We start from the raw sequence: 12,627 nt of genomic DNA on the forward strand, positions 1-12,627 counted from the left end.
GCAAAAGGGGGAGCATTCATGAAGCCATGGTTACGCTGTTTGGGCGTGCTTTTGCTTGCAGGAGCTCTGGCATTTAGTCTTGGTGCGGCATCCGTTGTTGAAGCGAAACAAATGTATGCCAACGCCGTTTACTGGTCAGGATCAGGAGTCTTGCACCCAGGGGAGTCTATTGAGTCCGATCCGATTTTCCTGAAAAGAGGACAGAAAGTCCTTGAAATCACTCATATTTCCTCCGGCAGGGTGAGCAATGATCCCTGGCAGGGCTCCTACACCATTGAACTGTTCAACCGGAAGGGTCAAGTCGTCGATTCTTGTATAGGGGATAGCTATGACTTTGAAGTGACCGCAGAATGCTACTTTGAGTCACTCAGGCCGGGGAAATATACCGTAAAAATCACCAACCTGGACACCTCGGAAATGAATGTCATCCATGCCGCTCTGCGTGATTAAGGGATGAAACTTCAACGCCCGTCTCCGGTAGGAGAGCGGGCCTTTTGTATACTTTGAGATAATTTTCAGTAAATCACTGATAAGGAGTGATCTTATTTTGATCTTTGCAGTGATGCAAATCATCGGTGGTTTGATCCTCTCATTAGGATGGATCCCCCAGATTGTTCAAATCATTCGGACGAAGTCTGTGGAGGATTTGAATCTCAAATCTTACTTGCTTATTCTTTTAGGGATCAGTTTGATGGAAGCATATGCCCTCAATCTGGCATTCTCAGGAGTCGGGTATGCTTTCTTGATGACGAACACGCTGTCCCTGTTCGTTGTACTCTGGATGGTGGTACTCATCCTGCGGTACAACAAACGATTCACGGAACCCGGTACCCGAAATGATCATTCCGGTCAAGGAAAGCAGTAACAGCTAACCCGTATTCATTCCCGGCGAATCTTTGACGGTTGACCTTGACGTAACGTCAACTTGTACGCTTAAGGTGAAAAAGTTGACGGGGAGGTTGACCCATGCCGGATCATGAAATCATTTACGCTGAGAAAGCTGAGTCATACGACCTTTTGATTTCAAGGCAAAAAAGTGTTTATGAAACGCTGGTAAAGATCAAGCCGTTCCAGGGATTGGATATCATTGATCTGGGGGCGGGGACGGGCAGACTGACTTGTCTGTTGGCTCCAAAAGCGAAATCGGTACTGGCTCTTGACCGCTCACGAGCCATGCTGGATGTCGCAGCGGCCAAGCTAAAGAAAATGGGTTTGGCGAATTGGAAAGTTGAAGTTGCCGACCATCGACAGCTTCCCGTTGCCGACCACAGTGCGGATTTGATTGTTTCGGGGTGGAGTATCTGCTATCTCGGCAGTTCAAATGCAGCGAACTGGAAACAGAATATTGATCAGGTGATGAAAGAAATCAAACGCGTGCTCAGGCCCGGCGGCAGCGTGATCATTTTTGAAACGATGGGGACAGGAACCGAGACCCCGGATCCCCCCGAATTTCTGAGAGGGTATTATACCATGTTAGAAAATGAATATGGTTTTTCACATACTGTGATCAGAACGGACTATGCGTTTGCCGATTTGGCGGAAGCCGAAAATCTGACCCGGTTTTTCTTTGGGGATGAGTTGGCAAACCGGGTTGTGAAAGAGGGGCTTGTTCAATTGCCGGAGTGTGCCGGGGTTTGGTGGCGTGTGTTTTAGCATGCCCAAAGGGTTGGGTTAAGCAAACACTGCCGGGGATAACATACGAATAACCAAGTATAAAACCCGATTTTCCCCTTTTTTAAGTTGGAAAATCGGGTTTATTGTTGCTTTTCGATGCCTGGTTGTATGAGTGATCAAGATCGGTAGATTCCAGTGTTGCATTGGCGTCTGTTTACGAACCGAACATACGGACAATGAGAGCTCATCCTTCTCAGGCGTAGACCAAGCCTTCGCCGATGGTCTCCGGCGACGGGGAGGCATTTACACCACAAAAAACACCGTTCCGAGAATCAAGTATACAATCAACAGCAGGACTCCTTCATACCAGTTCGTGGAACCGTCGCGGGAGATAGAAGTCGCAATAAACGCCGATACGGCAATGGCTGCGATTTCGTAGTTGCTGAAGATGATGTTCATCGGGTTGCCAAACAAAAAGCTGATAAACACCAGCATGGGGGCCACGAACAAAGCGATTTGCAAGCTGCTGCCGATGGCGATTTCGACCGCCGCTCCGATCCGGTTTTTCATGGCCAGGAAGATGGCGGCGCTGTGTTCGGCCGCGTTGCCGATAATGGCGATCAGGAAGGCACCCACAAACAGTTCGGACCATCCCAGGGCATGGGCGACCGCTTCCACACTATGTACGAGCCATTCACTCTGCAGGGCGACAAAGGCGGTAGAGACAAAGAGCATCAGAAGAGAGATTCGCTTAGACCATTCCGGTGATTCTTCGTGTCCCGGCTCTTCGTCAGGCAATCCGTCAATCGCTTCCCCCAGTTCTTCCCGGTGCGTGACCAGCGAAAAGTACAGCCACAGGAAATAACCGATGATCAATACGCCAGCGATGATTAAACTGACGGTATTCACATCAGCAGGGGCTAATCCGCCCATGAACACAGCGGGGACAAAGAGGGCGATCACGGACAGCATCATCAGGGAAGCGTTATGTCCGGCCAGCATGGAGTTAAAAGATTGGATTTTAAACTTCAGTCCCCCGAAGAAGACACTCAAACCCAGCACCAACAGCAGGTTGCCGATGACCGAGCCTGTAATGCTGGCTTTGACCATGTCAAACAAGCCCTCTTTAACCAGGAAGATCGCGATGATCAGCTCGGCGGCGTTGCCGAATGTCGCGTTTAACAACCCGCCGAGGCGTTCGCCGGAATAATGGGCCACACTTTCCGTCGCTTTTCCCAGGAGAGCCGCCCAAAAGAGCAGGGACAAACAGGCGGTGCCAAACTGAAGCGGCTGGTTGTGCGTGAAAAAATGCGAGAAGGCGCTCAACAATGTAGAGATGATTAATAAAGGATAAAACCATTTTTTGTTCACTTTTTTCACTCCTTGTGAGCCGTAATTGGTACCCGACAGAAAAAAAAGCCGTCCTCCGATGTTTCTTACACAACAAGACGAAGGAAGTACGAATTTAGCATACGCATGAGACGAAAAATGTCAAATATTGCGATCGGATGTGTCGGTCGGTTTTACGCATTTATGAGCAGGAAATCACCGGAAAAGATCGAAATTGTCCATCATCCTAAAAAAATGTGAAAGGAGGGGTAGAGTGATCACCAGGGTGAAAGACACAGCGATATTCATAGACTTGGAGAACGTTTATTACGGCCTCAAAAAGTATCATATGGACCCTGATCACCCGGAGGAATGCCATAACTTGTTTTTACGCCTGCAAGAATATTACGGGAAAGAATCCATCCGCATGATGGAAGCATATGCTGACTTTGAACAGATGGATCTTTCCATGATGAGCTTACAGAAGAAACGGGTGCATGTCCATCAGGTATACGGAAACGGCAGAGAAGGAAAAGAGCGAAAAAACGCCGCGGATATACAACTGTGTTTGGATGCGATGGAGGTTTTATATCAAATCCCCGAGATCAATACCTTTGTCATTGTGAGCGCCGATCAGGATATGATCCCCCTGTTGGACCGCCTGTGGTCAAAGGGGAAACGGGTCGAGCTCTTTTGTCTCTGTGATGAAAGTTTATCCAAAACCGCCCAACTCCATGAATTTTGTGATGACACTCACAATTTGTTTGAATTTTTGAATATTGACCAATTCCAGAATATGTCCCGGATCGACCGGTTATTTCATAACGCAGTGCTGCAGATCTACGAATGGTATCACGATCCGAACAATGTGGGGAAAAGTTACGGAAGCACGTGGATCAAAAATGATTTTGTGCGGAAATTTCATCTGAGTGAAATGGAAGCCAACCAATTGTTCAGCCGCATGCTCCGGGGAAAATATATTGTGCCGATCGAGATTGCCTTGAATGATAAAACCTATTACGGATACAAAGTGAATTTGGATCACCCTCAGGTTCAAACCATGATTAAAATCGCCGGATACAAGGTGAGTTGATCCGCTTCATTCCATCGAGGTCTCAACCGTATCCATCCACCGGCAGATATGCTAAACTAATGCTAAATGATTTTCGTCCTGTTTGAGGCCACTCCCCTCCCTTCGTGCTATAATAAGCGTAAGGCACTCCGTATAGCGGAGCGAATGGTTGTCTTTGGCCGAAGGTATGGGGTTGCGTCAAGAAATCGTTTGGCGCGTAAAACCTTTTGCGTCGGCGCTATCGGTTTAAACTCGCGGATTGTATGATGCGGGCCGGGCTGCTGTCAACCAGCCGTACGCGGAGTAGCAAAAGCTATATCTGCAAGCTCTCGGCTTTAGCTGGGCGTAGTTGACAAGGAGGATACCAGATGACTGACCAAAATGGTGGTACCATTCGCATTGCTGATGATGTCGTTGCCGTGATCGCGGGGCTCGCTGCCAGCAAGACCAAGGGAATTGTCAGCATGTCCGGGGGCATGGCGGAAGGCTGGGCAAAGCGGGTCAGCGGCAAAAATGTGACCAAAGGAGTGGCTGTGGAAGTCGGGCAGGTGGAAGCAGCCATCAACTTGCGTGTCATCGTTGAATATGGTGTCAAGATTAACGAAGTGTGCAGAGCTTTGCAACAAGAGGTGAAAGAAGCCGTTGAAACGATGACCGGACTTCGGGTGGTCGAGGTGAACGTGAAAGTGGAAGGTGTAGAAGTAAAGGAGAATCCCGACCACGCGAAGGATCAACAGCACAGAGTGAAGTAAAAAGTGCATTGAATACCCGCTGACAAACCTGGCGATCAAGTCTGTTGGTTCGCTGGGTTTTTTATTTGCTTCTGCCAGTCCGCGCTGAAAACATCTAGCGTGGCATTTCCGGGAAGGGTTGGTCCGGAAAAATAACCCTTCGCGTTCAGGCAAAAAAAATCCGCAGCTATTGCGGCTGGACTGGCGGTCTACGCTTGATTCATTGTTCTTCGGTGGAAGGGATTACCCAAAAATCCCCCGCCTAAAGGCAGGGGAGAGGTCAAGAGGCCAGAGCTTGTTCCAGTTCGGCCAGTTTGTCGTTTACCTGCTGCTTCAAACCTTCCGGCACTTCGACTGTATCATCCAGTCCGTGCGGGAAGAAGTGGCGGGCAAAGACCGGGACTCCCAATTCGAGTAATGCTTTGCGGTGTTCCAATTTTTTGTCTCCGACCACTTTTCCCGGTACACGAAGAAAATAGTCGACTCCGTCGAGCGTATATTTGAGATCATAAACCGCTTTGTCGTAATCCCACGTCCAACGGATGAAGCCGAGGCTTTTCATCAACTTTTCGAGTTCGCCGAACTCTTTTTTGATGCCTTTCGTCTTAACTTCATTGAAGTACATGAACAGAAGCGCCTCCTTTAAAATGGCACCCAATATAGTCCTCCTTTATGATAGTATGTTCTGCTCATGGACGCAACTCACCGGCTTGACAGATGTGCGAAAAACAAGCTTTTTTTCTATATAATTGAATTATGAAAAAAATAAATAAATGGGATGAGGGTGGGGACAATGAGTGAATTAAAAGAGAGAATCGAACGGCTTTATCCACAGTTGGTCGAATGGCGGAGAACATTTCATCAATATCCGGAACTTTCATTCCAAGAAGTGAACACATCGCGGCAAGTGGCTGAGATTTTGGGGCGTCTGGGCTTGGAAGTGCGTACGGGCATCGGCGGAAACGGGGTGACAGGATTGCTTCGCGGAAGTGTTTCGGGTCCGACCGTTGCCTTGCGGGCAGATATGGATGCTCTGCCGATCCAGGATGAAAAAGAGTGCGAGTACAGATCCAGGGTTCCCGGGGTGATGCATGCCTGCGGCCATGACGCTCATATGTCGATGCTCTTGGGAGCAGCGGTTCTGCTTTCCGAGATGAAAGAGTCGGTCAAGGGAAATATTTTGTTTTTGTTCCAACATGCAGAAGAATTGGTGCCGGGTGGGGCGGCCCAGATGATCCGGGAAGGGGTGCTGGACGGGGTGGATGTTGTCTACGGCATCCATCTTTGGACCCCCCTGCCGTCCGGGGTGGTAGGATTCCGGGAAGGAGTGCTCATGGCTGCTGCAGATTCGTTTGAATTGGAGATAACAGGAAGAGGCGGTCATGGGGGACTGCCCCATGAAGCGGTTGATGCGGTGGCGATCGCCTCGCATGTGGTGGTCAATTTGCAGACGATTATCAGTCGGCGGTTGGACCCGCTCCAATCAGGGGTGATAACCGTCGGGACGATCCAGGGAGGGCAGGCTTTTAATGTGATTGCGGAGAAATGCCGGCTGACCGGGACCGTCCGCAGTTTTGATCCGGTGGTCAGGGAGCAGCTGGTCAAACAGATCGAAGAAGTGATCGGGGCTACTTGCCGGATGTATGGTGCCGATTATGAATTTAACTATATTTGGGGTTACCCTCCTGTCGTCAATGATCCGGGTGAAACTCGCCGCGTGGCAAAAGTTGCCCGGCAAATCGTTGATTCGACTCACGTGCGGGAAATGCAGCCGATGATGGCCGCTGAAGATTTTGCATACTATCTGCAAGAGAGAAAAGGAACATTTTGCTTTGTGGGGGCAGGGAATGCCGAACTTGGCGTCACTTATCCCCATCACCATCCTCGGTTTGATATCGATGAGCAGGCGATGAAAGTGGGTGTGGAACTTCTCATCCGTTCCGCACTTGACTATTTGGGGGAAACGTCCGGTTCCGCTTTGTGAGGATTACCTTTAGCACCTGTTGCTGCTATGGAATGGCAGGATGTTTTCGCTGCCGATTGGACATGATAAACGGCAGAGGAGGGATCATTCATGAATCAGCTGAGAGATATTATGTCCACAGACGTAGCTTATTGTTCTCCCCAGGATAACGTTTATGAAGCCGCCTGTCTGATGAAAGACCACAATGTGGGGATGATTCCGGTTGTGGAAAACGGTGCCCTCAAAGGTGTGGTGACTGACCGCGACCTGGTGATTCGCGGGATTGCGGAGAGGAAACCGAATTCCTTGTCTGTCGGTCAAATTATGTCCAACCAGGTGCTCACCGGAACTCCGGATATGTCGGTTGACGAAGCAGCACGACTCATGGCTGACGCCCAGGTCCGTCGTTTGCCGGTCGTTGAAAACAATAAACTGGTTGGAGTTGTATCCCTCGGCGATCTGGCTGTGCAAGAACGATATGAAGATGAAGCCGGCCAGGCTCTGAATGAGATCTCCGAGACCCATAACCCTCGTGTATCCAACGATATTCAGCACTAATGTCTCAGCTGCCGGTTTTAGAACCGGCAGCTTTTTTTTAATTTTTTCCATGGATAGAAAACATATGTTCCTGTATAATAAAAAAAGACATAGCCCTTCATGGGAATTGCGGGAGTGGGGTCAAATGATGGTATCTCCGGGTGAATACCATCAATTTCTGTTTTTGGTTAAAAGAATTACTGTATTACAAGTGTTACTGCTGGTTTTACGCGTTGATCTGGAAAGGTTGTCCGCCGCACCGATCAAGATGAAAGAAGTCTGGGTCAAGCTGCTGTCAAACACGACCGCCCAGTTGGAGGAAGCGTTATCGGATGCTTTCCGGCAATTGAAGCAGCTCGGCGGGCGGATTGTGGAGGTGAAGCAGACAGAGCACAGCCGAAACATTACCTCCCAATTTCGCGGATACCTCTATCAAGATCGATTGCTGAATGAATGGATCAAAAAAGAATGTACAGAGATATTGGAGTCTTGTTGGAATCTGTGTGGAGAAGAAAACCTGAAAGAGGGGCATCATTTTTTTGACAAAACTACTTGAAGGCGCATTCAAAATCAATGTACAATGATGCCAAATATTTTAGGGGGTTTTTTATCGATGAACAAGCCCTATGTCATCCGCAAGGGAGACCGGGACAGTATCCCTATGGGATGTGGAGTAAAAATGAGTTATCTGAGAAAAACTGCTGGTGAATACAGCATTTTACTGCAAATGGAAGCGGGCGGACAGTTTCCGATGCATGAACATATTGGCGGTGAGGAAGTGTTTGTCATTGACGGCCAAGTTCAATTCGGCGATGTTGAATTAAGTCGCGGAGACTATTACTATTCTCCTCCCGGTTTCAGCCAGGCAGCTCAGACCAAAAAAGGATGCACACTCCTGATCAGCTCCGCCAAAGGATTGGAAGCGAACAACGTTTCCGAATACCGCATGCCGGTCAACAGCGAGTGAAAAAACCAATCATGTCCCCTGTTCGAGAGCATTCGCGAATGAATGCTCTCTTTTTTTGTTACGAATAATTCCCGCCTTCAAGCCGCACGATAGTAAAGAGCAAAGAACCGACAAGGAGCGAAATGCCGATGAGTTTCAGCACATCCGCGATCCTAAAAAAAGAACAGGATCAAGAATATGAACAATTGGCAAATAAACACCGCCCCAAGCCGAGGGTCCTGCTCAACTGCCTGAAAGCATTTACGGTTGGGGGACTGATTTGTCTGCTGGGACAGGGATTGATGTGGATGTATGTGGAAGGATTCGGCTTCAAGCCGGAAACAGCGGGAGATCCTGCTGTTGCCACACTCATTTTTATTTCTTGCTTCTTGACGGGGATAGGAGTATACGACCGGATCGGACAATGGGCCGGAGCAGGTACAGCAGTGCCGGTGACCGGTTTTGCCAATGCCATCGTATCTGCTGCCCTCGAGCACCGGGCGGAAGGATGGGTGCTCGGCGTAGGGGGCAACATGTTTAAATTGGCGGGACCTGTCATTGTATTCGGCACTGTTTCTGCCTTTTTCATCGGTATCATTCACACGCTGATCCAGATGATGATGTGATTTGAGGGGAGAAGCATATGCCCGGGCAAAGAAGAGTGGGGCGAAGCACCTGGTCATTCGAGCAAGAGGTCCGGATCATTTCCAGTGCGGCTGTGGCCGGTCCGATGGAAGGGGAAGGCAGACTGGGTGAGTGTTACGATTTCATCTACAACGATTTGTATGCCGGTCAGGAAACCTGGGAAAAAGCAGAACGGAAAATGCTCGAAGATGCTGTCAGCATCGCCCTGAAAAAAGCGGACCTGACCAACCGGGATATTGACGTGTATCTGGCAGGCGACTTGTTAAACCAAAATATCAGCGCTTCCTTCTCGGCCAAAGCTGTGGGAATCCCTTTTCTGGGCGTCTACGGGGCTTGTTCCACATCCATGCTTTCACTCTCATTGGCTGCGGCTTTGGTAGAAGCAGGTTATGCCAGATACGCCGCAGCAGGGGTGAGCAGCCATCATTGTACGGCGGAAAAACAATACCGCTATCCCACAGAATACGGCGGACAAAAGCCGGCTACTGCTCAGTGGACAGTAACGGGAGCCGGGGTCGGGATTGTCGGAATCCGGGAGCAGGGACCACGCATCCGTTATGCCACCATTGGAACCGTGACAGATCGGGGCATTAAAAATCCTTTTGATATGGGGACCGCGATGGCTCCGGCTGCTGCCAAAACCATTCAAACCCATTTTGAAGATACAGGGAGAACCCCCAAAGATTATGACTTGATCGTTACCGGTGACCTGGCGGGAGTCGGCCATCCCATCACCCGGGAGCTGCTCGAAAAAGAAGGCTACCGCATGGGTGATCAGTTTCAGGACTGCGGGCTCATGATTTATACCTCCGAGCAGGAGACATTTGCCGGCGGGAGCGGATGTGCCTGCAGTGCCATCGTCACTTACGGTCATCTGCTTGAACAGATGATGAAAGGGACGTACCGGAGGATCCTCGTCGTGGCCACCGGCGCATTGCTCAGCCCCATTTCATACCAACAGGGAGAAGTGATCCCCTGTGTAGCTCACGCTGTCGCTTTTGAGATGAACTGAGAGAAAGGAAGGAAAAGATGATGGAAAGTCTGTCAACGCCTGTTTCCTATTTAGCCTTGGGAGATTCATTGACAGAAGGAATTGGTGCGGTCAGCCCTCAGCAACATTTTGTGGCCCAATTTTTTCGTCATCTTCAGCATTCAAAGCAGTGCCATATGCGCAATTGGGGGATCTCCGGGATGACTTCGGCCGAACTTCTCTCTCTTGTCACCACTCCCGGTGTCACACGTCTTTTGCCTCGCCTGACCCATCTTTCCATCACAACCGGAGGCTGTGATTTCATCGAAATGTACGAAAAAGGTCCGATGCGCCTGAGAACAATTCTGCAGACGATCCGTATGGTGCAGGACCGCGTGGCCAGGATTCTCGAGGTGATCCGCACGCATAACGGGCAATCGACCGTATACTTGCTGGGCTTTTATATTCCGCTTCCCGCCTATGAATTAGGGGTGAAAAAGGCTTCTTTGTTCGTTCAGACGATGAACCATGCCTATGCTCAGCTGTGCCGCAAGTACCATGTTCACTTCATCAACCCGTTTGATACGTTTTACAACCGGTTTGACTACTTTGCCGATGAAGTTCACCCCAATCAGCAAGGGTATGACCAACTCGCACGGTTGTTCATCGAATCCGGTTGGGGCTCTGTGGCGGGTCAAAACCCTCAAACGGAAGTGAACATGTGAATATACCAACGAGAAGCGGATCGGTCAATACAGAAAGCAGGTGACGAGGTCCGGTTGATCAGGAAAGTCGGCAGTTATCTTTCGCCGCGCTCGATTTGCAACACCCAAACGATTTCATCAAGCGAAGAAAGGATATAGCGGGGAATGACCTGATCCAACAGTTGCAAAGGAGAACCCTCTTGGTGCAGCTTCTTTTGAAGCAATTGCACCAGTTGGGGGTGATCCTTTCTCTGCCAAACGGGAATTTGCCGCCAGGAGAACGGAAGCTCCCGGTAAATCCATACCGAGACGGCATCTGCCGAGTTGGCTCCGAGAATGTCATGATCTAATCGGTCGCCGACATGAATGAGCTTCCGGTCCCCGCGAAAGTGAAAAAATTCGGGCTGGGGTTTGGCGAATGAGAGCCGCTCAGGAGTGTAATAACCTTGAAAATACGAAGTGATTCCCAAACAGTCCGTGACCGGCCGCTGGTAGCGTTCAAATCCGTTGCTGGCTACGACCATGGGTATGTTCATACCCTTCAGCTTCTCCAGAGCGGGAAGAACGTCGCTGAACAGCCATACCTTCCCGATGGCCGCATGCTTTTGGACCAGCTCTTGAATCGAGACCGGGCAAGGGATTCCCAATTTCCCGGTAACCTTTTCCAACATCTCGTCCCAGTGGTAGGCGGAAGCCAGACGGCCCTCCGACAATCGTTCCGCATGCTCTTCTTTTAACCGCGCCCGAATGCATTTTTCCTGAAATGGGGGATGGGCTCCGAGTAATTGTTGAAGTTCCGGAAATACATATTGACGGAACGGGTTTTTCATCAGCGTATAATCAAGGTCAAAGGAGATCAGGAGATCGCGGGCCAAAGACTTCATCCTCGCTTTCTTTTTTTATTTTTTTCTCTTTTCTTTATTCGATGAAACCTTCAGATAAAGATGGACTTTTTATTATCAAAGTGATATCATATTAATAACAAATTGATAAGGAGTCTGATGCACATGGGACGTGTTCAGGAACGGGAGGCATGGAAGGGGAATGGATTCCTCTTCTTGGTTCTGTCCATCTTGCTCTTGTTTGGCGGGATCTTTCTGTTGACTGGCGGTCTGGCATTCGGGGCTGTTTTGCTCATTGCCGGACTTCTGATTTTGCCGGGACTTGTGATCAATCAACCCAATGAAGCGCGAGTGCTTGTCTTTTTCGGCAAATATATAGGCAGCATCCGGGAGGACGGGTTTTTCTGGGCCAATCCGTTTGCGATGAGAAAGAAAATCTCCCTGAGAGTGCGGAACTTTGACAGCGAGAAACTAAAAGTGAACGATGCGGACGGAAATCCCATCCTGATCGGGGCGGTGGTCGTATGGAAAGTGGTGGATACGGCCAAAGCCTTGTTCGATGTGGATGATTTTGAACAATTTGTAGCCATCCAGAGCGATACGGCGATCCGCAATCTCGCCAGTCAATATCCGTATGACAGCCACTCCGATGATAAGCCTTCCCTGCGCGGCGTGCCCGAAGAAGTGGCGGAAACGCTCCGCAAGGAACTGCATGACCGGCTGGAACTCGCGGGAGTGGAAATTGTGGAAGCCCGTATCAGCCATTTGGCCTACGCCCCGGAAATTGCTCAGGTGATGTTGCGCCGCCAGCAAGCCCAGGCTGTGATCGCTGCCCGTCAGCAAATTGTCGAGGGAGCGATGGGCATGGTAGAGATGGCCCTCCATCATCTGGAAGGCCACGGGGTTGTCCAGCTGGATGAAGAACGGAAAGCGGCAATGGTGAATAACCTGATGGTAGCCCTTGTTTCGGAAGGGGAAACCCATCCGGTTATCAATACCGGCAGCTTGTATACATGAGCAGGGAGAAAAAGAGATTTCTGCTCAGGATGGACCCCGAACTCTACCAGGCTCTTGAGAAGTGGGCGGCTGATGAATTTCGCAGCGTAAACGCCCAGATCGAATACATCTTAAAAGCGGCGGCCAGAAAAGCGGGCCGCTATCCAACAAAAATGAAGCAGAATAAACATCAGGATGAGGACTGAACATCTCCTGCTTCTGTACATCTTTGGCAGAGTCCAAACCTTTTCACCTCTTTGTTCATAAAGAATAAAGAG

Annotated in this window: 17 protein-coding genes; 14 read left to right on the forward strand and 3 right to left on the reverse strand. The window is 49.7% G+C overall.

The genetic code is table 11. The features are described from left to right. The first annotated feature begins 18 nt into the window (after positions 1-18). The 3 genes from BMW55_RS00985 to BMW55_RS00995 all read left to right on the forward strand — a co-directional run bounded on the left by BMW55_RS00985 (position 19) and on the right by BMW55_RS00995 (position 1,653). A complete protein-coding gene (locus tag BMW55_RS00985) occupies positions 19-450 on the forward strand; it encodes a hypothetical protein (protein ID WP_089964496.1) in 432 nt (143 codons plus the stop codon). Between the two features lie 97 nt (positions 451-547). Continuing rightward, positions 548-865, forward strand: a complete 318-nt coding sequence (locus BMW55_RS00990) for a PQ-loop domain-containing transporter (RefSeq protein ID WP_089964497.1) — start codon at positions 548-550, stop codon at positions 863-865. A 101-nt stretch (positions 866-966) separates the two neighbouring features. Then, positions 967-1,653 (forward strand): class I SAM-dependent methyltransferase, encoded by a 687-nt coding sequence (locus tag BMW55_RS00995; RefSeq protein WP_089964498.1) that lies wholly within the window; start codon positions 967-969, stop codon positions 1,651-1,653. A 264-nt stretch (positions 1,654-1,917) separates the two neighbouring features. Here BMW55_RS00995 and cax read toward each other — a convergent pair whose 3' ends face one another. Next, positions 1,918-2,985 carry a calcium/proton exchanger gene (gene cax, locus BMW55_RS01000; protein WP_089964499.1) on the reverse strand — a complete coding sequence of 356 codons (1,068 nt, stop codon included), beginning with the start codon at positions 2,983-2,985 and terminating at the stop codon, positions 1,918-1,920. Positions 2,986-3,217: 232 nt separating this feature from the next. Here cax and BMW55_RS01005 point away from each other — a divergent pair, with 232 nt between their 5' ends. Beyond that, complete coding sequence (locus BMW55_RS01005) at positions 3,218-4,036, forward strand: NYN domain-containing protein (RefSeq protein WP_170839658.1); 819 nt, start codon at positions 3,218-3,220, stop codon at positions 4,034-4,036. Positions 4,037-4,383: 347 nt separating this feature from the next. After that, complete coding sequence (locus BMW55_RS01010; protein ID WP_089964501.1) at positions 4,384-4,767, forward strand: Asp23/Gls24 family envelope stress response protein; 384 nt, start codon at positions 4,384-4,386, stop codon at positions 4,765-4,767. 259 nt (positions 4,768-5,026) lie between these two features. On the opposite strand, the gene BMW55_RS01015 is transcribed toward BMW55_RS01010, so the two are convergent. Then, positions 5,027-5,404: a YugN family protein gene (locus BMW55_RS01015; RefSeq protein ID WP_089964502.1), complete on the reverse strand. Its 378-nt coding sequence runs from the start codon at positions 5,402-5,404 to the stop codon at positions 5,027-5,029. Between the two features lie 135 nt (positions 5,405-5,539). On the opposite strand from BMW55_RS01015, the gene BMW55_RS01020 reads away from it, so the two are divergent. From BMW55_RS01020 to BMW55_RS01050, 7 genes are all read left to right on the forward strand, one after another. After that, positions 5,540-6,730: a M20 metallopeptidase family protein gene (locus BMW55_RS01020; protein WP_244527392.1), complete on the forward strand. Its 1,191-nt coding sequence runs from the start codon at positions 5,540-5,542 to the stop codon at positions 6,728-6,730. Between the two features lie 90 nt (positions 6,731-6,820). After that, a complete protein-coding gene (locus BMW55_RS01025) occupies positions 6,821-7,267 on the forward strand; it encodes a CBS domain-containing protein (RefSeq protein ID WP_089964504.1) in 447 nt (148 codons plus the stop codon). A 124-nt stretch (positions 7,268-7,391) separates the two neighbouring features. Next, on the forward strand, positions 7,392-7,802 hold the full coding sequence (locus BMW55_RS01030; RefSeq protein WP_089964505.1) for a YhjD family protein: 411 nt from the start codon (positions 7,392-7,394) through the stop codon (positions 7,800-7,802). A 57-nt stretch (positions 7,803-7,859) separates the two neighbouring features. Next, positions 7,860-8,213: a cupin domain-containing protein gene (locus tag BMW55_RS01035; RefSeq protein ID WP_170839659.1), complete on the forward strand. Its 354-nt coding sequence runs from the start codon at positions 7,860-7,862 to the stop codon at positions 8,211-8,213. 128 nt (positions 8,214-8,341) lie between these two features. Next, positions 8,342-8,818: a stage V sporulation protein AC gene (gene spoVAC / locus BMW55_RS01040; protein ID WP_089964507.1), complete on the forward strand. Its 477-nt coding sequence runs from the start codon at positions 8,342-8,344 to the stop codon at positions 8,816-8,818. 17 nt (positions 8,819-8,835) lie between these two features. After that, positions 8,836-9,849, forward strand: a complete 1,014-nt coding sequence (spoVAD, locus tag BMW55_RS01045) for a stage V sporulation protein AD (protein ID WP_089964508.1) — start codon at positions 8,836-8,838, stop codon at positions 9,847-9,849. 17 nt (positions 9,850-9,866) lie between these two features. Then, on the forward strand, positions 9,867-10,532 hold the full coding sequence (locus BMW55_RS01050) for an SGNH/GDSL hydrolase family protein (RefSeq protein ID WP_089964509.1): 666 nt from the start codon (positions 9,867-9,869) through the stop codon (positions 10,530-10,532). 74 nt (positions 10,533-10,606) lie between these two features. On the opposite strand, the gene BMW55_RS01055 is transcribed toward BMW55_RS01050, so the two are convergent. Next, complete coding sequence (locus BMW55_RS01055; protein ID WP_170839660.1) at positions 10,607-11,386, reverse strand: HAD family hydrolase; 780 nt, start codon at positions 11,384-11,386, stop codon at positions 10,607-10,609. Positions 11,387-11,518: 132 nt separating this feature from the next. Between BMW55_RS01055 and BMW55_RS01060 the strand changes: the two genes are divergently transcribed. Both BMW55_RS01060 and BMW55_RS01065 read left to right on the forward strand, forming a co-directional pair. Beyond that, positions 11,519-12,370: an SPFH domain-containing protein gene (locus tag BMW55_RS01060; RefSeq protein ID WP_089964511.1), complete on the forward strand. Its 852-nt coding sequence runs from the start codon at positions 11,519-11,521 to the stop codon at positions 12,368-12,370. Beyond that, positions 12,367-12,555 carry a type II toxin-antitoxin system antitoxin gene (locus tag BMW55_RS01065; protein ID WP_089964512.1) on the forward strand — a complete coding sequence of 63 codons (189 nt, stop codon included), beginning with the start codon at positions 12,367-12,369 and terminating at the stop codon, positions 12,553-12,555. The genes BMW55_RS01060 and BMW55_RS01065 overlap by 4 nt, the downstream gene beginning before the upstream one ends. Positions 12,556-12,627: the final 72 nt, after the last annotated feature.

It is taken from the genome of Lihuaxuella thermophila, from assembly GCF_900110165.1.
Classification (GTDB): domain Bacteria; phylum Bacillota; class Bacilli; order Thermoactinomycetales; family Thermoactinomycetaceae; genus Lihuaxuella; species Lihuaxuella thermophila.

Coding starts and splice junctions, on each gene's coding strand:
- BMW55_RS00985 (WP_089964496.1), top strand. CDS start 19: ATGAAGCCATGGTTACGCTGTTTGGGCGTGCTTTTGCTTGCAGGAGCT.
- BMW55_RS00995 (WP_089964498.1), top strand. CDS start 967: ATGCCGGATCATGAAATCATTTACGCTGAGAAAGCTGAGTCATACGAC.
- BMW55_RS01010 (WP_089964501.1), top strand. CDS start 4,384: ATGACTGACCAAAATGGTGGTACCATTCGCATTGCTGATGATGTCGTT.
- BMW55_RS01020 (WP_244527392.1), top strand. CDS start 5,540: ATGAGTGAATTAAAAGAGAGAATCGAACGGCTTTATCCACAGTTGGTC.
- BMW55_RS01025 (WP_089964504.1), top strand. CDS start 6,821: ATGAATCAGCTGAGAGATATTATGTCCACAGACGTAGCTTATTGTTCT.
- BMW55_RS01030 (WP_089964505.1), top strand. CDS start 7,392: ATGATGGTATCTCCGGGTGAATACCATCAATTTCTGTTTTTGGTTAAA.
- BMW55_RS01035 (WP_170839659.1), top strand. CDS start 7,860: ATGAACAAGCCCTATGTCATCCGCAAGGGAGACCGGGACAGTATCCCT.
- spoVAC (WP_089964507.1), top strand. CDS start 8,342: ATGAGTTTCAGCACATCCGCGATCCTAAAAAAAGAACAGGATCAAGAA.
- spoVAD (WP_089964508.1), top strand. CDS start 8,836: ATGCCCGGGCAAAGAAGAGTGGGGCGAAGCACCTGGTCATTCGAGCAA.
- BMW55_RS01050 (WP_089964509.1), top strand. CDS start 9,867: ATGATGGAAAGTCTGTCAACGCCTGTTTCCTATTTAGCCTTGGGAGAT.
- BMW55_RS01060 (WP_089964511.1), top strand. CDS start 11,519: ATGGGACGTGTTCAGGAACGGGAGGCATGGAAGGGGAATGGATTCCTC.
- BMW55_RS01065 (WP_089964512.1), top strand. CDS start 12,367: ATGAGCAGGGAGAAAAAGAGATTTCTGCTCAGGATGGACCCCGAACTC.